Source organism: Streptomyces sp. NPDC059740, from assembly GCF_042733155.1.
GTDB lineage: Bacteria > Actinomycetota > Actinomycetes > Streptomycetales > Streptomycetaceae > Streptomyces.
The window spans coordinates 111,663-132,730 of the sequence record NZ_JBHWGP010000006.1; the positions used below are offsets into that span (position 1 = coordinate 111,663).

Sequence of the window (21,068 nt, forward strand, 5' to 3'; positions counted from 1 at the left end):
GGTCATCCCACCATGTGCAGGGCCGCGCGCCGTCGGCGCACCGTGTCCGCCGCCGAGGTGTCCAGGCCGCTCCCGTGCAGGTCCCGTACGGGAGCGACCCGGCCGTCCGGTCCGGGCAGCCACATCTCGGCGTACCGGGGGGCGGTCGCCGCCCCCCGTCCGGTGGCCGCGACCGTCACCCGCCGCCCGCGCAGCAGACCGTGGCCCTGGCCGACGCCGTCCCACGAGGCGGTCACCACCCGCAGGCGGACTTCGGCGCCGTCCCACTGGTCCGCGGCGAGGAGGACCGACCCGCTGCGCCGTAGTACGGCGCCCAGCCTTCGGGCTGCCTGGCCGTTCACCGGGCCCAGCGGTCCGGCCAGGACGACCGGGACCGCTTCGAGCGCGATGGCCAGCACCTGCGCCCACCGGTCCCCGGGGTCGTCGATCCGCATGCCGCGCGCCAGTTCCAGGCCGGCCGACTCGGCGGCCAGAACACCCATCTGCGGCAGCCCTACAGCCGCCCACCCGGCAGCTCCACGAGCCGTCTGGGCGGCGAGCGCCAGGAGCAACGGCATGTCCCCGCCGACACTGGCCACCGTGCCGGCCCGCAGGCGGCCCTGTGGCAGCACGGCAGCCAGCGGAGACCTCGTGGCTTCACCGGTGCCGCTCTCGCGTCCGTCGTTCCTCACCGGTGCACCCATACCCCGATATTCGAATACGAGTGCGATTAAAACAAGTCGGGTGTCCGAGAAGCCACTCCTTCGCGCGCTACCGAGAGTCGTAGGGGTGACACCTGATCGAAGTGACCCGCCTCAGCGCAGTGCCGCTGGGCTTCGGGTGGCGAGTGCCGCACCCGGTCCGCCATGGCCCGCGGCTGCTCTGCCCGCATACCGGCCTTGGGCGAGAATCGCCTGGTGCGCTTGTCCCCTCCTCTGGCTCCGATGCTGGCCCGCTCCGTTGCCGCGCTCCCCCCGCCCGGCGCACGGAAGGCTCTGTTCGAACAGAAGGTGGACGGCTACCGCACCATCGTGTTCACCGGGCCATCCCCGTACGTGCAGTCGCGGCGCGGCGCCGACCTGGCGCCCGCGTTCCCGGAGATCGCTCGCGCCGCGGCCGACCTCGGAATCGAGGCGGTCCTCGACGCCGAGCTGGTGGTGCACAGCGCTGGCCGACTCGACTTCGCGGCGCTTCAGCAGCGGGCCCGCCGCCGGGGGGCGGCAGCGGAACGCGCCGGCCGGGCGCAGCCGGCGCACCTGGTCGTCTTCGACCTCCTGGAGGTGGCGGGCAACGTCTTGATGCAGGAGCCCCTGCGCCGGCGCAGGGATGCGCTCGAGGACCTGTTCGCCGCCCGCCGGCTGTCGGCACCGTGGGCGTTGTGCCCGCAGACCGAGGACCGGGATGTCGCCCTTGCCTGGCTGGACCCCGCCTGGGGAACGGCCGGGATCGAGGGAATCATGATCAAGGACCCCGAGTCCCTGTACAGGCCCGACGTGCGCGGGTGGTCGAAGCTGAGGGCCCGTACGACGACGGAGGCGATCGTCGGAGCCGTCACCGGCACCGTGCGCGCCCCCACGAGTCTCCTGCTCGGCCGCCTCGACGCGTCGGGGCGCTTGCAGCTGGTCGCCCGCTCGACCCCGCTGTCACGTGCCGCAGCGGCCGAGCTCGGCGCCGTCCTGCGTCCCGCTGGACCACAGCACCCCTGGCATGATCGGCACTTCTCTGCCGGATGGGGAACCAAGGAGCCGCTGGTGTTCCAGCCCGTCGTTCCCGAACACGTCGCCGAAGTCGCAGCCGACACCGCCGTTGATCTGGGACGGTACCGGCATCCGGTCCGCTACCTCCGGCTCCGCGGCGACATGGCTCCCGGCGATGTTCATGAGTGAGCCGAGCCCGCACCGAACCGAGTAGCGCGCGGGCTCTGCGCTCGCTCTACACGCAGCGCGGGTACGTCGCGTCAGTACGTCGAGTCGGCTGAAGCCAGGCCGTCGATCACGCGCAAGGTGGTGGCGTCGATCTCTCCGGTCTCGGCCTCGTCGCGGACGCGACGCGCGAACCCTCGGGCGGCACGGCGCGGGAGGATCCGCGTGTTGAAGAACGTGGACGCGTTCAGCAGCGTCAGGATGAACTGCTCGGCATGCATGCGCAGTTCGGCGCCGTCTTCGGACCGTGCCGCCGCAGCGAGCTCGCGTGCCTTCGCCGACAGCGCCCGCCGCTGCCAGCGGATCTCCTTGACGGCCTCCCACACCAGCCACCCCACGGCCGCTGCCGGTGGCACGACCATCGGCCAGTCCGATCCTCGGACGTCGGCCCAGTGGAAGTCCCCGAGCCACATGACCACGGGTGTCACGGCCACGGCCAGCAGCACACTGCCCGCCACGGATCCGCACGTCGCAACGAAGAACCGGCGCCGTATGGAGTCCGCGGACAGCGGCAGGTGTACACCTGAGCTCTCGACCATGGCCACCATCATGCCCTCATGCCGGGACGGACACGGCTTGCCGCAGTGAGCCCGGCCGGGGCCGCGCCCCGCACTGTCGCAGACACCGTCCCGCGATGCAGCTGACCGACCGGACCGGAGCGCGTCATGGCCGCGGTGGACAAGGTGGCGAGAACGGATCGACGGGCCTCGCGCGCCCGTGGCCGGCGCTGCGGGGCACCTGCCCGCCGCAGGAGCGGGCCCGTCCGCATGGGCGACGCCTGCGCCCTTTCCGGCCACCCTGGCCGGGTTAAGGTCGAGGCCGACCGGCTACGAACGATGCCCGCCGGCCGTGCGCAAGGAGTCGCCCTCACATGTCCGCCCTCAGCGTCGCCCTGTCCGCCGTCGTCGGAGTCCTGGTCGGCGCCGCGGCGCGCCCGGTGGTCTTCGCCCGGTCGGTGCCCTCGCCCGCCTCCTTTCGCAGCCGGTGTCCGCACTGCGGGCACGCCCTCCTCGACCGGCCCCGGCCGTTGCCGGTGTCGGGGCGCTGCCCGCAGTGCGACGGACGCCTGGGGCCGGCCGCGCTCTCGGCGGAGGTGACCATGGGCGCGGCGTTCGCTGCGGTCGCGGCGGGCGGCGCGGCCGGCTGGCTCGCCGCCGCGCAGTACTGGCTCGCCGCGTGCGGCGTCGCGCTGGCGATGATCGACCTTGCGGTCCAGCGTCTTCCTGATGTCCTCACCGTGCCCGCCTGCGCAGGAACGCTCGTGCTGCTCACCGCGGCCACCGTGGCGGGCGAACCCGGCAGCCTCGGCCGCGCGGCAGCGGCCGCTGCCGTCGTCACGGCCTCCTTCCTCCTCCTGTCACTCGTTGCCGGGATGGGGCTGGGAGACGTGAAGCTCGCCCCGGCCATCGGCGCGCTCCTCGGCTGGACCAGCTGGAAGAGCGTGTTGTGGGGCACCGTCGCCGGCTTCCTCCTGGGCCTGCTCGGCGCGGTGCTGCTGCTCGCCTCCGGGCGCGGCCGCCGTACCCAGCTCGCCTTCGGCCCGTTCATGGTCATCGGGGCGCTCGCCGTGACCGTCACGGTCAGCTGACACTCCATACCGGAAACCGCTTTTCCTGTAATTCCTTTTCCTGAGATCCCTCTTCCGGAAATTCGAAGTTCTGATCGCGAAATGCCGGAAGGTCATCTCGCGGAAGAAGCTGGGCCTGGCGCAGCCTCCTTTCCGGGATTGAAGATCGAGTTCTGAACGACGGCAGTGAATGCCGTGCGTTCCTTTCTCGCCTGGCGACCGTTCCGCGACTACACGGACGACGGTGAAAAGGCCCGGCGAGCGAAGAGGGCCGACGACGACATCAGGAAGAGCGCATATGAACACCCTCACTCGCCGCGTCGCAACTGTGGCCACCGCTGGCGCGCTGGTACTCGGCGGCGCTGTCGCCACGGCCTCGACCGCGAGCGCCGCCACCTCCAAGACCTGCACGCACTCGGCGAAGCTCAACACCTACGTCGACGCGACGGTGAAGTTCCGCACCGGCCCGGGCGGCACCGCCAAGGGCCAGCTGTCGAAGAACACGCGGATCTACTACGCCTGCTACAAGGGCAACTGGGGCTACGTCAAGGCGCTGTCCGGCGTCCACAAGGGCGAGAACGGCTGGGTCTCCCGCGACTACATCAGCATCCCCATGCAGCTCGACTGACATCCGCCCCGCCAGCAGGCCGAAGGCTCTGGGCGCCATCGACGCGCCGGACACCTTCCCTCGCCCGTCCCGTCCGTCACCCCGTACGGCGCGGGACGACGCCACGGCGGCCCGGCCACTTTGACACCGGGCCGCCGTGCGCGGCGCCCCCTTGCTTCTGCCCGTCGCCAGCGGGCCGCCGACACGAAGCCCGACCCGCGGGAGATCTCCTGCGGAGAATCCTGACGAAGGACGAGCCGTGAACACGACTTCCCGCATGATCACCGGAACCGTGGCCGCCACCGCGGTCCTCGGCGGCGCCATGGTGGCCACCGCTGGCCCGGCCGCCGCCGCCGCGAGCTACCACTGCACCACCAGCAAGCACTCCGTCGACAACCCGGCGTACAACGGCGTCTACGCCGACAACTTCGACTTCACGGTGCAGCTCTGCGCCAAGCGGTCCAGCGGCACCATCTACACCTACGCCAAGATCAGCTGGGACGGGCCGGCCTGGTTCGTCGACGGCCCCAGCGAATTCGATGCCGCCCGCTTCCATCTGCAGACCAAGAAGAGCGTGTCCGGTCCCGACAAGGTCGTGAAGTGGGCCAACTACACCGGCATCAAGTCCCGTCTTGAGCACGGCGACTACAAGGGCAACGGCAGCTACACGACCGGCGTCCTCAAGTACTCGGCCGGCTCGGGCCGCTACCTCGCCGACGGATTCCTCCAGCTGGACTGGGACAAGGACGGCAAGGGCTACAGGACCACGACCTTCTCGGCCTCGCCGACCGTCTGAGACCTCCCCGTCCGTCGCGACTTGGCCTGGGCCGTGCACCGGCCCGGGCCAAGCAGCCGTCCCACCCCGCCCGGGCCCACCGACGAAGGACCGCGCCATGCCCGTCCCCCTGACCCGCTCTTCCCGGCTCGAGGACGTCTTCGCCACGGCACGCTCCCAGTCCCGCGCCGCTCTGGCCGCCTATCTCCCGGCCGGCTACCCCACACGCGACCAGAGCCTGGACGCCTTCCACCTCCTGGCCACCGCCGCGGACGTGATCGAGGTGGGACTGCCTTTCTCGGACCCCCTGATGGACGGCCCCGCCATCCAGCGCGCGAACGCCCAGGCCCTGCGCGCCGGCTTCCGGATCGAAGACGTCTTCACCACGGTCCGGGAACTGGCCACCTCATCCACCGCCGCGCTCCTGGTCATGACCTACTGGCAGCCCGTCTACCGCTACGGCGCAGCACGGTTCGCCCGCCGCCTGGCCTCCGCCGGCGGAGCAGGCGTCATCATCCCCGACCTCCCCGTCGAGGAGGCCACCGACTGGCTGCACGCCGCCCGGGACCACGGCCTGGACAGCGTGTTCGTCGCCGCCCCCAACAGCACCGACCAGCGTCTGGCCCGTGTCTGCGGCGCAGCCAGCGGCATGATCTACGCCCCCGCAACGGCTGGAGTTACGGGGACCCAGGGCCCTCTCCACCCGGGGCTCCACGCCTTCGTCGAACGCCTGCGCGCCCTGACCCCTCTGCCCATCGGCGTCGGCATCGGCGTCTCCACCCCGGCACAAGCGGCGGCCGTCGCCTCCTTCGCCGACGCTGTCATCGTCGGCTCCGCGTTCATCCGCGCCCTCGACGCGCACCCCGGATCCGCCGGCACCACCGAGGTCGGCCTGCTCGCCCAGCGCCTGGCCCACGGACTCCGCCTCACCCTGCCCTCCGCCGCCTGACGGAGCACGCCACCAGCACGGCTACAGGCCCCGCCTTCGCGCCGCAGGACGGAGGCGCGCTCGTGCCCTCGGCTAACCGGCAACCGACCGCGTGCCTGCGGTGATCACTTTCAGCGCATTCCGTCACCTACCGGGTCGGCGACATCACAAATTCGGTACGCAGCACGGGGAAAGCTACGACTACGACGGTGTAGACCTCTAAGGTCCTGCCCGGCACTACCGACTCTTCCCACCTGCGGACGAGCACCTACAGGAGCAGACACCGCATGCTCGCGATGCGACCAGCCACACCCGAGGACAAGTACGCCCTCGAGGTGATGATCCAGGCGCGCTCGGACTGGATGGCGAAGAAGAAGCTGCCGAACTGGCACAGCTGGGGCAGGCATGTGCAAGCGCTGGCCGCCAACTGCTCAGGCCGCTTCGGTGACATGTGGGTCCTCACCGAGAACAGTGACCGCATCCTCGGCTGCACCACGATCCTCACCACGGCCGCTCCCTGGGTCTGGACGGGGCGCGAAGCCATGGACTCCGCTTTCTACCTCAACGCCACCGTGACCGACCCGGCACAGCGCCACCGTAAACTCGGCACCCTCATCGCCCACTGGGCCGTCGACCACGCCGCACGCAAGAACATCAGCTACGTCCGCCGGGACTGCACCTCTCCCGCCCTGGCCTCGTACTACGAGCGGCAGCAGTTCACGCTCGTCCGCACAGTCTCGGCACCCGGCGGCTGCTCCTCGTACGCCTTAGAACGAAGAGCGCAGAGAATCGCGGAACTGACGAAGTGGCTCGGTTACGGAAGAATCGACCAGGTATCGACCGACATGGAGATCACGCAGCCGTTCGTGAACCTCGCCCGCCGGGAATTCGCCTATGTGTGAAGCCGCCAGCTGAACCGCCTCAACCTTGCGATCCTCCGTGCGGGCCCAGCCAGATGAAATGCTGAACCCTCACCAGCTGGCGGAGGGAATCCAAGACCATGACCCACGAGTCCCGTACGACGCCGCGCGAAATCGAGCCAACCCGATCAGCAGGGCCGCAGACCACCGCGGTCCTGGAAGACGGAGCCCAGCACGTCTACAACAAGGCGCGCGCGTTGCAGCAGGACGAGCTCCTCCGGATGCTGCTGCAGCCACGGCGCCCCTGTGCCGCTGTCGCCCGATAGCCCATAGCGCAGCGCTCGCCCTAGACCGGCTGTGGCAGCGGAAAGCCCGGCACGTACGTCGCCGACCCCCCGCTGCCGTCATTCGGCTCGAGGATGAGTTCGCCGTGCTCGCTCGGCACCAACCCCTGCCTCCCTACGGTCCATACCTGCACCGGGCCGTCGTCACCGGGCACCAGCGTCAGAACGCCGCTCGACGCGGCGATGAGCGAGGCACCCAGCAGCGCGACGAATCGCTCCCGGTCCCGATCCGGTACACGGGCTTCCCCGCCGATGACACCGACCGGCATCGCGTAACTACCGAGCTCCATGTCACCGGCCTTGGCGACCAAGGCGATCCGGCCGCCGGCACCGCCGTGCGACTCGACACCCCGCACCGCCTCCTCGGTCAGCGCCGTCAGGACACCCGCCGAGTAGCTTCTCGCCCAGGCCTCCGCACCGGGATGCTGCGCGTTCACCGCGTCGAACACGCTTCGGCAGCGAACGGCCGTGGCCCATGCCTGCTGTTCCCGCTTCATCTGCAGGAGCATCTCCTCAGCCGTCTCTCCCGCGAAGGACCACAGCTCGTTCCCCGGGACTCTCCGGCTCGCGTAGGCGCGGAAAACCTTCTCCGAACGGGGATCCAGTCCGGCTTCCTCACACCCCTTGACGTAGGCGAAGTCGACAAGCGGGGCCAGCAAGACCGGCTCCCCCGCCGACAGGCCTTGGGCCGCACGTGCGTGAACGTCCCGCCAGTACACGGAAAACGAACCCTGGACGCGGGGAACGAAGCGAAGGTCCCGCTCGTCGACGGCGACCAGCATGCTGGCACGCGCGTCCTCCATGCCTCGGTCGCCCATCAGACATACCCCCCGCTATTTTCCATAGGGCTTCTCCGCAGGTCATCACTGTGCTCTGCCCGGACTGCTCCTGGACAGGCTCTTGAAGGGGTGAAGTGATCCATCCTGACGCACTGCGGGGTACGACGGCGAACCAGCAATGCCGGCCGGGCGCCTACGGTTTCTGCGCGACGCCGACGTAGAGAGGCACCTGTTCGTCGGCGAACTCCTGATCAGGCTCCGGATGCCAGTTGGTGACGACCTGAACGCCCGGATCAATCAGGTCAAGTCCCGTGAAGAACCGCGCGAATTCGTCCCGCGACCGCACCTGCGCGGGTATGCCGCTCTTCCGGTAGATCTCGACGGCCTTGTCCCACCCAGCAGGGTCAAAGTCTCCCGTCACGTGCGAGAGCATGAGGAAGCTACCTGAGGGGAGCGGGGCCAAGAGCTCGTTGACAAGATCGTAGGGCCCGTACTCGTCGGAGACGAAGTGCAGGAGGGCCACGAGCGAGAGGGCGACGGGCTCCTCGAAGTTGAGGATCTCCTGGGCGCCTTCGATGATCTTCTCGGGCTCGCGGACGTCCGCCTCGATGTACTTCGTCGCCCCCTCGGGCGTACTCCGTAGGAGCGCCTCCGCATGGCGCAGAACGACGGGGTCGTTGTCGACGTAGACCACGCGTGATTGCGGGTTGACCGCTTGGACGACCTGGTGAAGGTTGGGTTCGGTCGGGATGCCGGTTCCGATGTCGAGGAACTGATGCACACCGCGGTCAGCCAGGAGCCGGGCAGCCCGATTCATGAAGCCCCTGTTGGTGCGGGCAGCGATCCTGATGGCCGGCAGGAACGATATAACCCTCTGGGCAGCCTCCTCGTCGACCGGGTAACTGTCCTTGCCGCCGAGGTAGTAGTCGTACATGCGGGCCGGGTGGGGTCGGCTGGTATCGATGGGCTTTAACGTCATCGCTATTCTGTTTGCCCTTCGTGTCGGATTTTTGACGCGATATTGCGAGCTACGTGGGGCTTAGGAGAGGAGGAAATCCGCGTCCCCGGCCTTTGCCCCGATGATGAAGGCCGCGATTTCTCCCCGCGTGTAGATCAGCGCGGGGCCGTCAGGGTCGGTCGACTGGCGCAGCGCCACGCGGCCATCGTCGAGGGGCTTCGCCTCCACGCAGTTTCCGGCGTTGCTACCGCTCCAAGGCTTCACCCACTCTGCCGCTCCAAGCTCTGTGGCGGCGCGGAGGACGTGACTCATAGGTAGAGCTCCTTGCGAATATCACCAAGGAATTTCTTGGTTTCTTGCTTTGAGAATGCGTACACACTCATCTCGCCCAGCGCTTCACGGAACAGGGCGACTTCTTCCTTGTCCTCGCTGTATCCGGCGCGGCTCAGGCTGTCGGTGCAGACGATGTCGGGAAGTTCGGGGATTTCGAATCGGAAGATGGTGAAAGGCCCGAAGGCGCCTGGGTGGAGCCCTGCTGCGAAGGGGCACACCTGCAGTGTGACGTTCGGGAGGTCGGTCACATCCAAGAGGTGCTCGATCTGCTCGCGCATGACGGCCGCATCGCCGACGGGGCGCCGTAGGCTCGTCTCGTCCGTTACAACCCACAGCTGGGGTGGGGCCGGCTTCTCGCGCGTGAGGATCTCCTGGCGCTTGATGCGCAGGTCGACGCTTCGTTCAAGAACGTCAGGCGCCATGCGAGGGAGTCCTCGCTCCATGACGGCGCGGGCGTATCCGGGTGTCTGCAGCAGACCAGGGAGGACTCCAGGCTCGTAGCCGCGGAGGCTGGTCGCAGCCCCCTCCAGCGATACGTGCACCCCGAACCAGCCCGGGAGTACGTCTCGGAAACTCTGCCACCAGCCGGGCGTACTCGCCTGGTCGAGGAGGGCGAGGAATTCCTGGATCTCGGCCTGGGGGACGCCGTAGATCTCGAGAAGCGTCTTGACGGTGGCGTACTTCAGAGAAGTCTCGGCCTTCTCCATCCTGGTGACCGTCGTCGGCGCGATCCGCAGGGGCTTGGCGGCCTGAGCAGCGGTGAAGCCGGCCGCCTCGCGCACGGCGGCCAGGCGCCGGCCCAGGACGATGGCCAGCACGGTCGGGGCGGACTTCGGTTCACTCACGCCGGTTCCTCTCCCCTTCGGCCGGCAGCTGTCGTTCGCTGAAGTGTGCCACGGCACCCACGAGGCGAACAGACTGCAGCCCGAACTATGCAGGTTGCAGAGTGAGGCTTGCCAACGCCACAGAGTAGCGAGCATAGTTGCGTGGTGACCCAGCTCACGTAGCACGGATGCACGCTCCCCCGCCTTCGCCCCAGGAAGGTCCGAGATGTCCGCCCGCCCCACGTTGTTCCGCGTTCTCCTTGAAGAACGCCGATGGGACCGATGGGTGGTCTTCTGCACCCACTTCGAGCGGACCGCACGGGAGCTGGCCAACGAGACCGACTCGCCGCGCCTGGCGGCCGTCTCGGTCTCACGTTCCACCTTTGACCGGTGGGCGAAGGGCTACTGGTTCGGGCAGCCCTGGCCAGATGCGGCTTTGATTCTGGAGCGCCTGTTCGGAGTCCCCTGCTCCGACTTGTTCAGTCCCGCGCCATCCGTCATGCAGGTGCGTTCCTTGCCGCACAGCCGGGGAGATATACGCGCCGCCGCCACGATCACCGAGCGCTGGCCCACCAGCAGGGTGTTCCTGTCCAGTTCAGATGAAGTCGCCGACTCGTGGGAACTTGCTGGTCGGCAGGTGCTCGACGGCACAACCGCTGCGATCGGCATCCGGGCTGCCACAGTCCGGGGCAGCTCCGCCTATATCGAAGCCTCCGACCCAGCGCTGCATCAGTTCTTACGACCGGCCCGCCGCGGGATGCTCGTAGGCGTCGCTGAGCAGGGCGACGACACCCAGCTCTACGTGATCGACGCGGCGAACGCCCGCCGCGCGCTGACGGTGTCTTCCGACGGCGAGGTGCTTGCCCTGCCGGCCGCGCACCTGCTGGACGATCTGACGTACGGACTGCTGTGGTCCCTGGTTCAGCTCGATGACGGGCTCCTGGCGGACGACCTCGCCCTCGCCGAGGAACAGGAGGCGCTGGACACCTACCTCTCGCTGCCGCGTTCCGCGCCGAGCCGGGTGGCGCTGCCCGATCTCACGACGGCCGGAGCGCAGTGGCTAGGATCTGCGTTCTGCGCCCGGCACATCGTGCGGCGACTCGATGGGGTGACGGCATCCCCTGTCTTCTGGACTCGGGAACAGACCGGTGAGCAGGCCGCCCCGTGGCTGTGGTTCCGTCACAAAGCCGACTACCTCAAGACTCTGGCGGCCGAGTACACCGACGCTGCGACGCCCATGGTCCGGGTCTTCTGCGTTCCGGAGGGCGAGGTGACTAGCAGCAGCCGGTACGAACGCATCCTGCTGCTTCTGGCCATCGCGCTGATGGAACTGCACGGAATCAAGGTCGACGTTCTCGCTGACCCGGAGTACTCCGAGGTCGACGGCTTCGCATTGGTCCCCAGTCAGCGCGCGGCCGTCGCCAACTGGGTCCGAACCGAGGCGATCTGGGCCGCCGATACCGTCACCCATCGCCCCGCGCTGCGGGCGTATCACGAGGCCTTCAGGGAGGCGCGCGCGCACAGCGTGGCGGCGGGCCCTGACCCGGAAGCCCGGTTGCGGACACTGGCCGGCTTTCTGGATATCCCGTGGCCATGGCTGATTCGCCGGTGCCGCGAGTTGAGCGAGTGCGGCACAGCGAGCATCGTGCGTCCACGCAGTCGGCACCTCAGCGTGAGCGCGCTCGACGACGTCTTCCAGTTCCTCGGCGCCCTTGCCCCGGACCGGTGAGGGCCCGACGCTGACCCGTACTGCGTGATCCACTTCTCCGAAAGGCAGCCGCCGTGATCTCCACCCCGCGGTCCCAGTGCCCCACCGTCCTGGTGCTTTCACTCGGCGGCACGATCGCCATGTCGGCGCCGAGCGGCGGAAGCGGGGCGACCCCCCGTCTGGCGGCTGCCGATCTCGTTGCCTCCGTGCCGGAGCTGGCAGATGCTGCGACGCTGGAGCTGCAGGACTTCCGGCAGATCCCCGGCGCCTGGCTGGAGATCGACGACATCGTCGCCATGGCCGAACTGCTGAATCAGCGGGCGCGATCCGGCACGGCCGGCTTCGTCATCACCCAGGGCACCGACACCCTGGAGGAGACCGCCTTCCTCCTCGACCTCCTGTACACCGGGGAAGCCCCGGTCGTGATCACAGGCGCCATGCGCACCGCGGAGATGGCCGGCGCCGATGGCCCGGCCAATCTCGTAGCTGCTGTGCACACCGCGGCCAGCCCTTCCGCGCGCGGCCTCGGCGTACTCGTCGCCTTCGCCGACGAACTGCACGCCGCCCGCCACGTGCAGAAGGTCCACAGCACCAGCACGTCGGCCTTCGCTTCGCCCGGCGCCGGTCCCGTCGGGTACGTGATGGAAGGCCGGCCCCGCTTTCACTTCGCCGTGCCGCGGCAGACGCCGGTGGCACTGCCGCAGGACCGTCCGGCGTCCGTGGAGGTAATCGAGGCGACCCTGGGCGCCTCCGTGGCCCTTCTGGAGGCCGCCGCCGGCCTCGCGGACGGCCTGGTCATCGCAGCCTTCGGAGCCGGGCACACCCCCAAGACATGGGCTGAACCGCTGGGCGCCCTGGCAACCCGCATACCGGTCATCCTTGCTTCCCGCACCGGCGCGGGCAGCGTCCTGGCCAACACCTACGATTTCGGCCCCGGCTCCGAGACAGACCTGCTCAAGCGAGGCCTCATCAACGGCGGCGGCCTGGAGCCGCGCAAAGCCCGGCTCCTCCTGCTGGCCCTTCTGCGTTCCGGAGCAGAGCTACCGGAGATCAGGGACGCCTTCGAACTCCGCCGACGCTGATTACCCCCACAAGATCCAATTCTGAGATCGAGGAGCCACATGCGCGCCACTGAAGTCACCACCGGGCGGCGGTTCGTCGTCGCTCTCGATGATGGCGAAGACTTCTTCCCTGCGCTGGACGCCTTCTGCCACGACACCGGGATCCGGGCTGGCCACATCCCGACGTTCATCGGCGGCTTCAGCAGTGTCCGGCTGGTGGGCTCGTGCGACCCACTCGAGCACCCGGAGCGCCCGCTGTGGGACGAGATCAAGGTCGAGACCCTCGAAGTGCTCGGAGCCGGCACGCTCGCGTGGGACACCGTGAACAGCAAGGTCGCACCTCACATCCACGTGACCGCCGGCCTGAAAGGGGCCTCTGCCGATGGTCGAACGAGTCACCTCCTGGGCGGCACCGTGCAGTTCATCAGCGAGCTCGTCATCGAGGAGTGGACCGCCCCTACGGTGACCCGGCCGCAGAGCCCGGATCTGTATGACGTTCCCCTTCTCACCTTCGGCGACTCGAACTGAGCCAGGGAGAAGGCGATGCGGCGCGCGACCCGGTTCCGGCAGTTGGTCGAGGAGAACCACTGGACGGTGTTCGCCTCGTTCAGCATCCACTTCCAGCGTGCCGCCCGCGACGTCGCCCGTATCGACGGCGACCCGCGGTTGGCGGCGGTCACGGTCTCGTCTCGTAGTTTCGACCGGTGGATGGCCGGGGACCTCAAGAGGATGCCCTGGCCTCCCACCTGCCGTGTGCTGGAGCATCTGCTCGGGGAGCCGGCCGTGGCGCTGTTCGGACCACCAACCGGTGAGCCTCCCAGCACCACCGATGCCGCGACAGCCGAGGCCGGGCCAGGAACACCCACCCCTGACTTCGCGCCCCTGCTCACGCTGCCCGGAGCTGCACCGCCCGAGAGCGCCGGCCCGTTCCCCTACCTGGGGGCGCTGGAGTCGTTCAGGCACGCGGACCGTCAACTCGGCGCTGGACATGTCTATTCGTCGCTCCAGCAGTATCTTCAGACCTCCATCGCGGTTGATCTGTTCGGTCCCAAGGGGCCCAAGGGGCGGTCCCCCGAAGCAGACGTGTTTCTGGCCGCAGCAGTCCTCACGGAAATGGCGGGCTGGATGGCCCATGACCTGGGACGCGATACAGAGGCCTCCGAACACTTCAGGGTCGCCTTCGGTCTCGCGCACGCGACTCCTGAAACATCTGTGGGAGCGAACGTCCTGGCGAGCACGAGCCACTTGGCCCTGCAACTCGGCGATGCCGGGCAGGCACTGGCCCTAGCCCGCCGCGGACATGAACGCATGGCGACCACCGAACCCATCCCGGTGCTCACCGCCCGCCTTCACGCCATGGAGGGTCGCGCTCACGCCAGGCTCGGATACGATGTGGCCGCCCAACGCGCTCTGGAAACAGCCCGCGCAATTCTGGAAGACGCCTCCGCTGTGCCGCCGCCGCATTGGATTGCCCCCTTCGATCAGGCTGCACTCGCCAGCGAGTCGGTGCTCGCCCTCCGCGACTTGGGCATGCTCAGTGTGGCGACCGTCGAAGCCGAGCGCGCCGTGGCGTTGCGTGGAGAGAACCGTGCCCGCAGTCGGGCTTTCAGCCAGTCCGCGCTCGCCGAGCTTCTCGTCCAACGTGGGGACCTCGAAGCGGCTTGTGCCACCGGGGTGCAGCTTGTGGCCGCCTGTGAGCCGCTCGGCTCGTCACGGGTCACCGAACACCTGCACGCCCTTAGTCGAACTCTCACTCCCTTCCGAGACGTCCCGCAGGTGCGGGACGTGCTGGAGCAGTTGGTACAGGTCAACCGTCGCCGTTCGGCCCTGCTGGCCAGCTTCGACGCTCGTCCCGGAATGGGCAGGCATCCATGACGAAACCCCCTCCTCCCGGAACGCCGGCGTGGGATGCCTACCTGGCCGAGGGCAACGCCAAGCAGGCTCGCAAGCGGGTGACTGCCGACGCGCTGCTGCGCGACCCCGACGGTCGGCTTCTCCTGGTCAAACCCACTTACAAGCCGGGGTGGGATCTTCCTGGCGGGATGGCGGAGTCCAACGAGGCCCCCACCGATGCCGTGCGGCGGGAACTCCGCGAGGAGCTCGGGCTCGACGTCACGCTGTACGCACTCCTGTGCATCGACTGGGTGCCTCCCCACGGGCCGTGGGACGACCTCATGGCGTTCGTCTTCGATGCCGGGCAACTGTCCTGGGACGCGTGCGCCGCGCTGCGACCGCACGACGAGGAGCTTGCGGAGTGCGCCTTCTTCCCCGAAGACCAGGCGCTTTCCCTGCTTCGGGACCGTCAGCGGCGCCGAGCGGAGCAGGCCCTGGCTGCCTTGGGGGAGAGCATCCCCCGATACCTCCAGAACGGGCAGCCGCTCTGGGCCCCCGGCCGTACTCCGGCACAAGAGCAGCAGCCGACCGTCCGCACCGAACCCGAGGGGGGAGCCCGGTGACCAGCACGACCACCACGCGGTTCGCGCTCCTGGTCCAGGAGAACCAGTGGGATTCGTACGAGAAGTTCTGTATCCACTTCGCCAAAGCCGCTGCGCGCGCCGCCGAGAAGGAGAACGATCCCCGGCTCGCCCGCGTCGAAGTGTCCCGCAGCAGTTTCGACCGGTATATGGGCCGCCGCGGCTCGATCAAGAGCACACCCCGGCGGGACGCCTACCTCGTACTCCGCCACATGTTCAACATGGCCCCCGAGCGGCTCTTCGAGCCCGTGGAACCCGGGGCGCTGGCCTCGCGGCGGGCCAGCGCTGATCTAGCCAGTGCATCGGCGGCAAGCCTCGGCTTCGACGACCCGCTGGCCGTCGTCGCCCAGACCCACAAGCTGACCAGTTCCAACGCGGACGACCCGGTCCTGGTCATGGTGAGACGGTCCATCTCGGGCATCATCGACCGCTACGAAGCGCAGGGGCCACAGCAGCTGGCGGGCGAAGCCCGAGTCGTGCGCGAAATGCTGCACGGCGTCCTGGCCGGCCAGCAGCCCCCGCGGGTCCGTACGGAACTCTTCCGCCTCGCTTCCCAAGCCGCCGGGCTTCTGGGGTACATGGCCGTCAACGCTGGTGCGACCTATGACCTGGTGAACGCGTACTGCTCGGAGGCGGAGTCCCTGGCACGCGAGGTCGGCGACGTCTCCATGGAGATGTGGGCGAGCGGGACCCGCTCTCTGGGGCTGTACTACCAGAAGCGGTACGCGGAAGCCGACGACGCAGCCCTGGCCGGAATCGCTCTCGCCCCGGACGACCCGCAGGCGATCCGGCTGCTCGTCAACGGGCGCTCCCGCGCGCTCGCCCGACTCGACGATCGGCGTGGCGCCGAGCAGGCGATCGGCCAGGCCCTGGAGCTCTCCGACCGCCAAGCCGCCCTGCCCGGCGGCCTCACTTCATGCATCAGCTTCGAGCCGTACTCCATGGCCCGCACCTTGGCCAACGCCATCACCACACGCCTCTCGCTCGGCGACACAGCCGAGGTCCTGACGCACGCGGAGCAGATCGACGAGCTGATCGCACACTCCGAGTCCGACTGGAGCCGGGCCCTGGTAGGGCTCGATACGGCAACGGCCCTGCTGCAGCAGCCGTCTCCCGAGGTCGAGCAGGCCATGGCGTTGGGCCGGCGAGCCCTCAGGTCCGGCACCACCGCGCCCATCAGGTCTGTGTGGGAACGCGCGAACGAGCTCTACCAGTGCGCTGAGCGGTGGCATGACGAACCCGATGTGGGGGACTATGCCGAGGAGCTGCGGACGTGGCGGTCACAGCCGCAGGCCGGAATGATCGTGGTCGGCTCGCGCGCTCAGATCGCGCCCTGACATATCTAGGAGATCCGTGGCGCCCGAGCTGGCCGTCGACACCAGTGCCTTCCCCTGCGCACCCCCCGCCGACCTCGAAGACTCCCGCGTGATTGTCGAGCACGACTGGCGGGCCTTCCAAGCTGTCGACCGTATGAAGAACCACTGGGATCGCCCGGGATGGTCGGAACGGCAGCAGGCCTACTACTGGATGCTCACCTTCGCCGACGCCACCGCCCTGGTGCGACGCACGGAGCACTGCCAGGGCGCGCTCGAGCATCTCAGCATGGACCTGGTGCCCGCCGACGGCCTGCACGTCACCCTGCTCCGGATCGGTGCCACGGAAGGAGTGTCAGATCTCCAGCTCGAGCACCTGATCTCCATGGCGGAGCACTTGTCCGTAGGTGAGTTCCGCATTCTGGCTCATCCCCTTGCCGGCAGCCGCGGTGCCGTCCGGTTCAGCCTCACCCCGTGGAGACCGCTCGTCGGCCTCCACGCTGCGCTCAGCGCGCTCGGTGCTCAAGCCGGCGTGCCCGGCGGCAAGCCGACCAGCACCTTCCGGCCGCATCTGGGCGTGGCCTACAACAACGCCGAGCGCCCGGCGGCGCCGGTCGTCGGCGTGGTGTCGCAACTGCGCTCGCTCCCCCCGGTAGCTCTCGATGTCTCGTCAGTGGACCTGGTGAAGCTCCGCCGCCAGGGAAGGACCTACCGGTGGGAGACCATCCGCACGCTTCCGCTGCGCCCAACGGGATTGGCCTCTGCTGGCGAGGGAGCCGCACCAGGTGCGCTTTGAACCTTCGCGTTGGCTTATGTGACCGGAACCAGAGTGGTGCCGCTCACGGTGAGCAGCCGCATGCCCGCGGCTCGGGCTGCGGCGATGCCGTCGGGGGCGTCGTCCACCGCCAGGCAGCGCGAGGGCGCCACGCTCAGCCGTCGCGCCGCTTCCAGGTAGACGTCGGGAGCGGGTTTGCCGCGCCCCACGGACTCGGCGGTGACCACGATCGGAAGGAGCCCGTTCAGTCCCAGGCGCTCGATTCCGGTGTGCACCAGGACCGCGGCTGCACTGGACGCGACGGCCCGGGGGATCCGGCGTGCGCGGGCCTGCTCGAGCAGTTCCAGGGTCGCCGTGATCACCTCAGGCGGAGGCCCGCTCAGCAGGCGCTGCCGGCTGGCGCGCACCACATCCTCAACCGGGAGCTCGCGCTCGCCGGCGAGGACCCGCAGGAGGTCGCGTACTGGCAGCCCGGCATGCACCGTGTACCAGTCCTCCTCGACCTTGAGTCCGTACGGCACGAGCGCCTGACGCAGCGCGTCGAGACGCCGCCGACCGTTGTCGACGACCGTGCCGTCCCAGTCCACGATGAGGCCGGCGGTGTCGCCCAGAAGATCAGTCATGGAGGCCTCGGCTGTGGAGGACCCGGCCGTTCGGGTCGACGGTCACAAGAGTCTCCGGCACGTCTCCGCCGTCCACCGGCCACAGCAGGCGTCCGAGGGACTTCAAACGAATCACCTGGAAGCCCGGCAGCTCCGGAGTGGCGACGTCCTCGTCCACGATCAGCACCCCCACCGTCCCGTGCTCGGCCGACGCTGTGAGGGTGGGGCGCACAGGGTGATGCTCTGCCGGTGAGTACAGCAGGAGGGTAGCGGCACGCCCGTCGTGCGCGGCGGTGACCGGCAGGCGCTGGACCACGACGGCCGCTCCGTCCAGGCGGGCGCGCTCGGTCCGTTGCTCCGGAATGCCCGCGACGGGCCGCACGGTGCCTTCAGTGCCGTTGACCTCGATCAGGCGCGCCGACGGGATCGCGGTCGCGGCCTTGACGTTGGTGACGCAGGGAATGCCGAGCTCGCGGGCGATGATCGCGGTATGGGAGAGCGGTCCCCCCGTGGTGGAGACGACTGCGGCGGGCTGCTCCATCAGGGCGCCGGCCGCCTCGGGACCGAGCGCGCCGCAGATCAGCACGGCACCGGTCAGGGCTGTGCCCTCGCCGATGCGAACAGCCGGGCCCGCTGCGGTGCCCGCGACGGCAGGGATGCCGGTCCAGCCGCCCTCACAGTGCCGACCGGTTGCGCTGGCTTCGTGGAGGGGGCGGGTGAGCGGGCGCGCTTGTACCAGGTGCAGGGTACCGTCAGCGGTGAAGGCCCACTCCAGGTCGATACGTTCGAGGCTCAGCGCGGCTGCCGCGACAACGGCGCTGTCCAGGAGAGCCAGGCGGTGTTCCTCGCTCAGCACGGGATCAGCCGCCCACGGCGTCGGCGTGTGGAGGTGCAGGACGCCTTTCTGTGACGTCTTGATCTTCGCGAGTGTCTCGTCCTGGTTGACGCCGGTGATCCTCGTCCACTCCCCCGGTGGCAGCCGCAGCTCCTCGGGGGTACCCGGCATGAGGATGATCCGCTGCTCGGCGTGCTGGACAGGGTGGGCGGTGTGACGCAGGCCGGAGTGGACCTCGCCGGTCTGGGTGCCGCTGACGAGTGGTTCGGCCAGGCCGCGTACGGCCTCGATCCGCCAGCGGACGCACCGGCCGGCGAGCACCTCGGCTGCCAGTACGCCTGCGGCAGTGGGGCGCAGCGTGGGCTGGATGACCACGGCCATCCCGGGAGCCGCGGTGATGCCGTGGGCCCGCGCGTAGGCCTGCGCCGTTGGCTGCAGCGCGGAGGAGCGGACCTCGGTTATCGCGGCGTGCAGCGGGCCGCGGTGGGCGGGGGTGAAGCATGAGGCGTACATCCCGGCGAACGAGGCGGCGGCGCCGTCCTCGGCGACGGCGGAGGACCGGGCGATCAGGCCGTACGGGGCACGTTGCTCGGCCCAGGCCAGGATGCGGTCGACGAGGATCGGCACCGCGCTATCCGGTGTACCGACCGGGACCACCAGGCCCTCGGGAACCGGCAGGCCTTGGCGGAGCAGCCGGGCCAGGGCGGCGGCCTTGCCGCCGACGCGCGCCGCATCGTGGGCCTGGTCGAGGGCGAGCAGGGGGGTGGGGGTCATCGGCCTTCTCCCAGGGCGAGCAGGTCGGGTGTGGTGACGCGGGTAGCATCGTGCTCGCTGGCGGTGCACCAGCGGCGCACCAGCGACAGGTAGCGGTGACGCAACTCCTTGCGCCGTTCCTCACTGTCGGCGGCCCAGGCGAGTGCGGCGCTTAGAGCGCGCACCGCGGCGAGCAGGCCGGGCCGGCCGCCGGCGGCCAGCAGCGCCGCGGTCTCCCATGCCTCGCGTACGGAGGCGGAACGGTCCAGGGAGCCGGTGAGGGATACAAGCTCGGATTCGGGGTCCGTGCTGGCAGACAGCGTTCGCAGCAGGTCGGCGGCGCGGTCGGGGTCCTCCAGCGGCATCGCGGCAGCCGCCGGTGAGCCCGCACCGTACAGGGTTCCGGCCCGGGCGCTGACGTCGGCCGCGGCCAGGGCAAGCGGGCGTCCGTCGCGGACGCTGGCGGCGGCTTCCAGGAGGAGACGGTGCGCCTGCAGCAGGTGGCCGGTGCGGTTCGGGGTGGCCAGGGCGAGCGTGCAGTCTCGGCCGCGGACCCGGCTGGACAGTACCTGGCTCAGGAGGTCCTCCCACTGGTGCTCGGGCAGCAGCCAGTTGACGATGTGGGCGGACATGACCTTCAAAAACGCCGCCGTTCCCCGCGCGATGGCTTCGCCCGCTGCCTTCATGTCCCGGTCGCTCAGGGCTTGTTCGGCCTGGTCCAGTGCGCGGGCGGTCTGCTCCCGGTGGAGGGCCGTGCGATCGGCCAGGTCCCGGACGCGATCGGGGTCGGACAGGAACTTCTCCAAGGCGGCGACGAGCCGAAGGTGTACGGGTTCGTCGATGTCAACGATGCCCGGCCGCCGCAGCCGCCCGTACGGGGTCGGTTCCTCCATGAGCACCCTGGGCCAGGCCATGAGCGACGTGGTGTAAAGGTCCCATTCCAGCAGCGTGCTCGCTGGGCGGCTGCGCTCGTAGTCGCAGGTCAGCATCCCGTTCCAGACGGGTTCCATGGGGGTCCTCCCGGGGTCTGGGGGTCGGCTCGGCGAAGGCGTGGGTGATGTGGCGCGAATCTGCGGTGGTGGCCCTGGGTGCTGTGGGAGGCTCGATGCGGGCCTGGGGCGGCCGTGCCCCTTTGGGCCGGGAAGTGCCTGTCGAGCCGAGGGATGTGCGCTGATGGTCGTCAAGGAGTCCACCGCGAGCGTGTTCGTCTTCAACCGTGGCCGGAAAGGGGTGTGGCGCTGCGCGCTCGTGTGGCATCCGCGCCTGGAGGAGTGGCTTCCCGCCGGCGGGCATGTGGAGAGTGACGAGAGTGCCGCCGAGGCGGCGGTGCGTGAGGTGGACGAGGAGACCGGCCTGACCGCCCGGCTGCTGCCGGGGCCCTCACTGCCGCTGCCCGCCGGTTTCCCGCACACGCAGGTCATCGCGCCGTGGTACGTGTGCGAGATGCGGGCCGGCGCCGACAACCACACGCGCGCGCCGCACCGGCACGTCGACCACGTCTTCGTGGCCGTGGTGGACAACATCACGCCGTCGCGGCAGCCGGTCCATGAGGTCCGCTGGTTCACTGAGCAGGAAATGGCCGAGGCGCCGAGCATCGCCGAGGACTCCCGGCTGCAGGCCAAGGAGCTCTTCGGACGGATCGGTGACGTTGTCGGGGCTAGCCGCATGTGA

23 protein-coding genes are annotated in these 21,068 nt (G+C 69.4%); 14 read left to right on the top strand and 9 right to left on the bottom strand.

Translation table 11 applies throughout. The annotated features are described in order from the left end of the window. Window positions 1-2 precede the first annotated feature (2 nt). Window positions 3-683, bottom strand: coding sequence for a hypothetical protein (locus tag ACFV3R_RS10230; RefSeq protein WP_385578607.1), 681 nt, complete (start codon window positions 681-683; stop codon window positions 3-5). Window positions 684-896: 213 nt separating this feature from the next. On the opposite strand from ACFV3R_RS10230, the gene ACFV3R_RS10235 reads away from it, so the two are divergent. Then, window positions 897-1,865 carry an ATP-dependent DNA ligase gene (locus tag ACFV3R_RS10235; RefSeq protein ID WP_385578610.1) on the top strand — a complete coding sequence of 323 codons (969 nt, stop codon included), beginning with the start codon at window positions 897-899 and terminating at the stop codon, window positions 1,863-1,865. 71 nt (window positions 1,866-1,936) lie between these two features. Here the strand turns inward: ACFV3R_RS10235 and ACFV3R_RS10240 are convergent, their stop codons facing one another. Continuing rightward, window positions 1,937-2,440 carry a hypothetical protein gene (locus ACFV3R_RS10240; protein ID WP_385578613.1) on the bottom strand — a complete coding sequence of 168 codons (504 nt, stop codon included), beginning with the start codon at window positions 2,438-2,440 and terminating at the stop codon, window positions 1,937-1,939. 332 nt (window positions 2,441-2,772) lie between these two features. Between ACFV3R_RS10240 and ACFV3R_RS10245 the strand changes: the two genes are divergently transcribed. The 5 genes from ACFV3R_RS10245 to ACFV3R_RS10265 all read left to right on the top strand — a co-directional run bounded on the left by ACFV3R_RS10245 (window position 2,773) and on the right by ACFV3R_RS10265 (window position 6,680). Further along, window positions 2,773-3,489, top strand: a complete 717-nt coding sequence (locus ACFV3R_RS10245) for a prepilin peptidase (RefSeq protein ID WP_385578616.1) — start codon at window positions 2,773-2,775, stop codon at window positions 3,487-3,489. Window positions 3,490-3,766: 277 nt separating this feature from the next. After that, window positions 3,767-4,096: an SH3 domain-containing protein gene (locus tag ACFV3R_RS10250; RefSeq protein ID WP_385578619.1), complete on the top strand. Its 330-nt coding sequence runs from the start codon at window positions 3,767-3,769 to the stop codon at window positions 4,094-4,096. 238 nt (window positions 4,097-4,334) lie between these two features. Beyond that, window positions 4,335-4,871 carry a hypothetical protein gene (locus ACFV3R_RS10255; RefSeq protein WP_385578622.1) on the top strand — a complete coding sequence of 179 codons (537 nt, stop codon included), beginning with the start codon at window positions 4,335-4,337 and terminating at the stop codon, window positions 4,869-4,871. Window positions 4,872-4,968: 97 nt separating this feature from the next. Continuing rightward, window positions 4,969-5,799 carry a tryptophan synthase subunit alpha gene (trpA, locus tag ACFV3R_RS10260; RefSeq protein ID WP_385578625.1) on the top strand — a complete coding sequence of 277 codons (831 nt, stop codon included), beginning with the start codon at window positions 4,969-4,971 and terminating at the stop codon, window positions 5,797-5,799. A 266-nt stretch (window positions 5,800-6,065) separates the two neighbouring features. Further along, complete coding sequence (locus tag ACFV3R_RS10265) at window positions 6,066-6,680, top strand: N-acetyltransferase (RefSeq protein ID WP_385578628.1); 615 nt, start codon at window positions 6,066-6,068, stop codon at window positions 6,678-6,680. A 304-nt stretch (window positions 6,681-6,984) separates the two neighbouring features. Here the strand turns inward: ACFV3R_RS10265 and ACFV3R_RS10270 are convergent, their stop codons facing one another. The 4 genes from ACFV3R_RS10270 to ACFV3R_RS10285 all read right to left on the bottom strand — a co-directional run bounded on the left by ACFV3R_RS10270 (window position 6,985) and on the right by ACFV3R_RS10285 (window position 9,897). Beyond that, window positions 6,985-7,764: a hypothetical protein gene (locus ACFV3R_RS10270; RefSeq protein ID WP_385578632.1), complete on the bottom strand. Its 780-nt coding sequence runs from the start codon at window positions 7,762-7,764 to the stop codon at window positions 6,985-6,987. Between the two features lie 190 nt (window positions 7,765-7,954). After that, window positions 7,955-8,740: an SAM-dependent methyltransferase gene (locus ACFV3R_RS10275; protein WP_385578635.1), complete on the bottom strand. Its 786-nt coding sequence runs from the start codon at window positions 8,738-8,740 to the stop codon at window positions 7,955-7,957. Window positions 8,741-8,800: 60 nt separating this feature from the next. Beyond that, on the bottom strand, window positions 8,801-9,031 hold the full coding sequence (locus ACFV3R_RS10280) for a DUF397 domain-containing protein (protein WP_030819486.1): 231 nt from the start codon (window positions 9,029-9,031) through the stop codon (window positions 8,801-8,803). After that, window positions 9,028-9,897 (bottom strand): helix-turn-helix domain-containing protein, encoded by an 870-nt coding sequence (locus ACFV3R_RS10285; protein ID WP_385578640.1) that lies wholly within the window; start codon window positions 9,895-9,897, stop codon window positions 9,028-9,030. The genes ACFV3R_RS10280 and ACFV3R_RS10285 overlap by 4 nt, the downstream gene beginning before the upstream one ends. Before the next feature lie 205 nt (window positions 9,898-10,102). Between ACFV3R_RS10285 and ACFV3R_RS10290 the strand changes: the two genes are divergently transcribed. Genes ACFV3R_RS10290 through ACFV3R_RS10320 form a run of 7 tightly spaced genes read left to right on the top strand, consistent with a single transcriptional unit; the run spans window position 10,103 to window position 17,228 of the window. Continuing rightward, window positions 10,103-11,605, top strand: coding sequence for a transcriptional regulator, XRE family protein (locus ACFV3R_RS10290; RefSeq protein WP_385578643.1), 1,503 nt, complete (start codon window positions 10,103-10,105; stop codon window positions 11,603-11,605). Between the two features lie 53 nt (window positions 11,606-11,658). Next, window positions 11,659-12,666, top strand: coding sequence for an asparaginase (locus tag ACFV3R_RS10295; RefSeq protein WP_385578646.1), 1,008 nt, complete (start codon window positions 11,659-11,661; stop codon window positions 12,664-12,666). 39 nt (window positions 12,667-12,705) lie between these two features. Continuing rightward, window positions 12,706-13,173 (top strand): PPC domain-containing DNA-binding protein, encoded by a 468-nt coding sequence (locus tag ACFV3R_RS10300; protein WP_385578649.1) that lies wholly within the window; start codon window positions 12,706-12,708, stop codon window positions 13,171-13,173. A gap of 15 nt (window positions 13,174-13,188) precedes the next feature. Beyond that, entirely contained in the window at window positions 13,189-14,520 is a 1,332-nt protein-coding gene (locus tag ACFV3R_RS10305) for a hypothetical protein (protein WP_385578652.1), read from the top strand. Then, window positions 14,517-15,101 (top strand): NUDIX domain-containing protein, encoded by a 585-nt coding sequence (locus tag ACFV3R_RS10310; protein ID WP_385578655.1) that lies wholly within the window; start codon window positions 14,517-14,519, stop codon window positions 15,099-15,101. The genes ACFV3R_RS10305 and ACFV3R_RS10310 overlap by 4 nt, the downstream gene beginning before the upstream one ends. Further along, window positions 15,098-16,456 (top strand): hypothetical protein, encoded by a 1,359-nt coding sequence (locus ACFV3R_RS10315; RefSeq protein ID WP_385578658.1) that lies wholly within the window; start codon window positions 15,098-15,100, stop codon window positions 16,454-16,456. The genes ACFV3R_RS10310 and ACFV3R_RS10315 overlap by 4 nt, the downstream gene beginning before the upstream one ends. Before the next feature lie 16 nt (window positions 16,457-16,472). Beyond that, complete coding sequence (locus ACFV3R_RS10320) at window positions 16,473-17,228, top strand: 2'-5' RNA ligase family protein (RefSeq protein ID WP_385578661.1); 756 nt, start codon at window positions 16,473-16,475, stop codon at window positions 17,226-17,228. Between the two features lie 14 nt (window positions 17,229-17,242). Here the strand turns inward: ACFV3R_RS10320 and ACFV3R_RS10325 are convergent, their stop codons facing one another. From ACFV3R_RS10325 to ACFV3R_RS10335, 3 genes are read right to left on the bottom strand one after another with little or no spacing between them, the layout of a single operon-like run. After that, complete coding sequence (locus tag ACFV3R_RS10325) at window positions 17,243-17,830, bottom strand: HAD family hydrolase (protein WP_385578664.1); 588 nt, start codon at window positions 17,828-17,830, stop codon at window positions 17,243-17,245. Continuing rightward, entirely contained in the window at window positions 17,823-19,418 is a 1,596-nt protein-coding gene (locus ACFV3R_RS10330) for a PEP/pyruvate-binding domain-containing protein (protein ID WP_385578667.1), read from the bottom strand. The genes ACFV3R_RS10325 and ACFV3R_RS10330 overlap by 8 nt, the downstream gene beginning before the upstream one ends. Continuing rightward, window positions 19,415-20,407 (bottom strand): hypothetical protein, encoded by a 993-nt coding sequence (locus ACFV3R_RS10335; protein ID WP_385578670.1) that lies wholly within the window; start codon window positions 20,405-20,407, stop codon window positions 19,415-19,417. Before ACFV3R_RS10335 ends, ACFV3R_RS10330 begins: the two co-directional genes overlap by 4 nt. Window positions 20,408-20,570: 163 nt before the next feature. On the opposite strand from ACFV3R_RS10335, the gene ACFV3R_RS10340 reads away from it, so the two are divergent. Continuing rightward, window positions 20,571-21,068 (top strand): NUDIX hydrolase, encoded by a 498-nt coding sequence (locus ACFV3R_RS10340; protein ID WP_385578672.1) that lies wholly within the window; start codon window positions 20,571-20,573, stop codon window positions 21,066-21,068.

What these genes read in the sequence shown, in the direction of transcription:
- ACFV3R_RS10240 (WP_385578613.1), bottom strand. Translation starts at nt 2,440, where the DNA reads ATGGTCGAGAGCTCAGGTGTACACCTGCCGCTGTCCGCGGACTCCATA.
- ACFV3R_RS10305 (WP_385578652.1), top strand. Translation starts at nt 13,189, where the DNA reads ATGCGGCGCGCGACCCGGTTCCGGCAGTTGGTCGAGGAGAACCACTGG.
- ACFV3R_RS10330 (WP_385578667.1), bottom strand. Translation starts at nt 19,418, where the DNA reads ATGACCCCCACCCCCCTGCTCGCCCTCGACCAGGCCCACGATGCGGCG.
- ACFV3R_RS10250 (WP_385578619.1), top strand. Translation starts at nt 3,767, where the DNA reads ATGAACACCCTCACTCGCCGCGTCGCAACTGTGGCCACCGCTGGCGCG.
- ACFV3R_RS10340 (WP_385578672.1), top strand. Translation starts at nt 20,571, where the DNA reads ATGGTCGTCAAGGAGTCCACCGCGAGCGTGTTCGTCTTCAACCGTGGC.
- ACFV3R_RS10230 (WP_385578607.1), bottom strand. Translation starts at nt 683, where the DNA reads ATGGGTGCACCGGTGAGGAACGACGGACGCGAGAGCGGCACCGGTGAA.
- ACFV3R_RS10280 (WP_030819486.1), bottom strand. Translation starts at nt 9,031, where the DNA reads ATGAGTCACGTCCTCCGCGCCGCCACAGAGCTTGGAGCGGCAGAGTGG.
- ACFV3R_RS10245 (WP_385578616.1), top strand. Translation starts at nt 2,773, where the DNA reads ATGTCCGCCCTCAGCGTCGCCCTGTCCGCCGTCGTCGGAGTCCTGGTC.
- ACFV3R_RS10265 (WP_385578628.1), top strand. Translation starts at nt 6,066, where the DNA reads ATGCTCGCGATGCGACCAGCCACACCCGAGGACAAGTACGCCCTCGAG.
- ACFV3R_RS10325 (WP_385578664.1), bottom strand. Translation starts at nt 17,830, where the DNA reads ATGACTGATCTTCTGGGCGACACCGCCGGCCTCATCGTGGACTGGGAC.
- trpA (WP_385578625.1), top strand. Translation starts at nt 4,969, where the DNA reads ATGCCCGTCCCCCTGACCCGCTCTTCCCGGCTCGAGGACGTCTTCGCC.
- ACFV3R_RS10310 (WP_385578655.1), top strand. Translation starts at nt 14,517, where the DNA reads ATGACGAAACCCCCTCCTCCCGGAACGCCGGCGTGGGATGCCTACCTG.
- ACFV3R_RS10335 (WP_385578670.1), bottom strand. Translation starts at nt 20,407, where the DNA reads ATGGAACCCGTCTGGAACGGGATGCTGACCTGCGACTACGAGCGCAGC.
- ACFV3R_RS10270 (WP_385578632.1), bottom strand. Translation starts at nt 7,764, where the DNA reads ATGCTGGTCGCCGTCGACGAGCGGGACCTTCGCTTCGTTCCCCGCGTC.
- ACFV3R_RS10290 (WP_385578643.1), top strand. Translation starts at nt 10,103, where the DNA reads ATGTCCGCCCGCCCCACGTTGTTCCGCGTTCTCCTTGAAGAACGCCGA.
- ACFV3R_RS10275 (WP_385578635.1), bottom strand. Translation starts at nt 8,740, where the DNA reads ATGACGTTAAAGCCCATCGATACCAGCCGACCCCACCCGGCCCGCATG.
- ACFV3R_RS10300 (WP_385578649.1), top strand. Translation starts at nt 12,706, where the DNA reads ATGCGCGCCACTGAAGTCACCACCGGGCGGCGGTTCGTCGTCGCTCTC.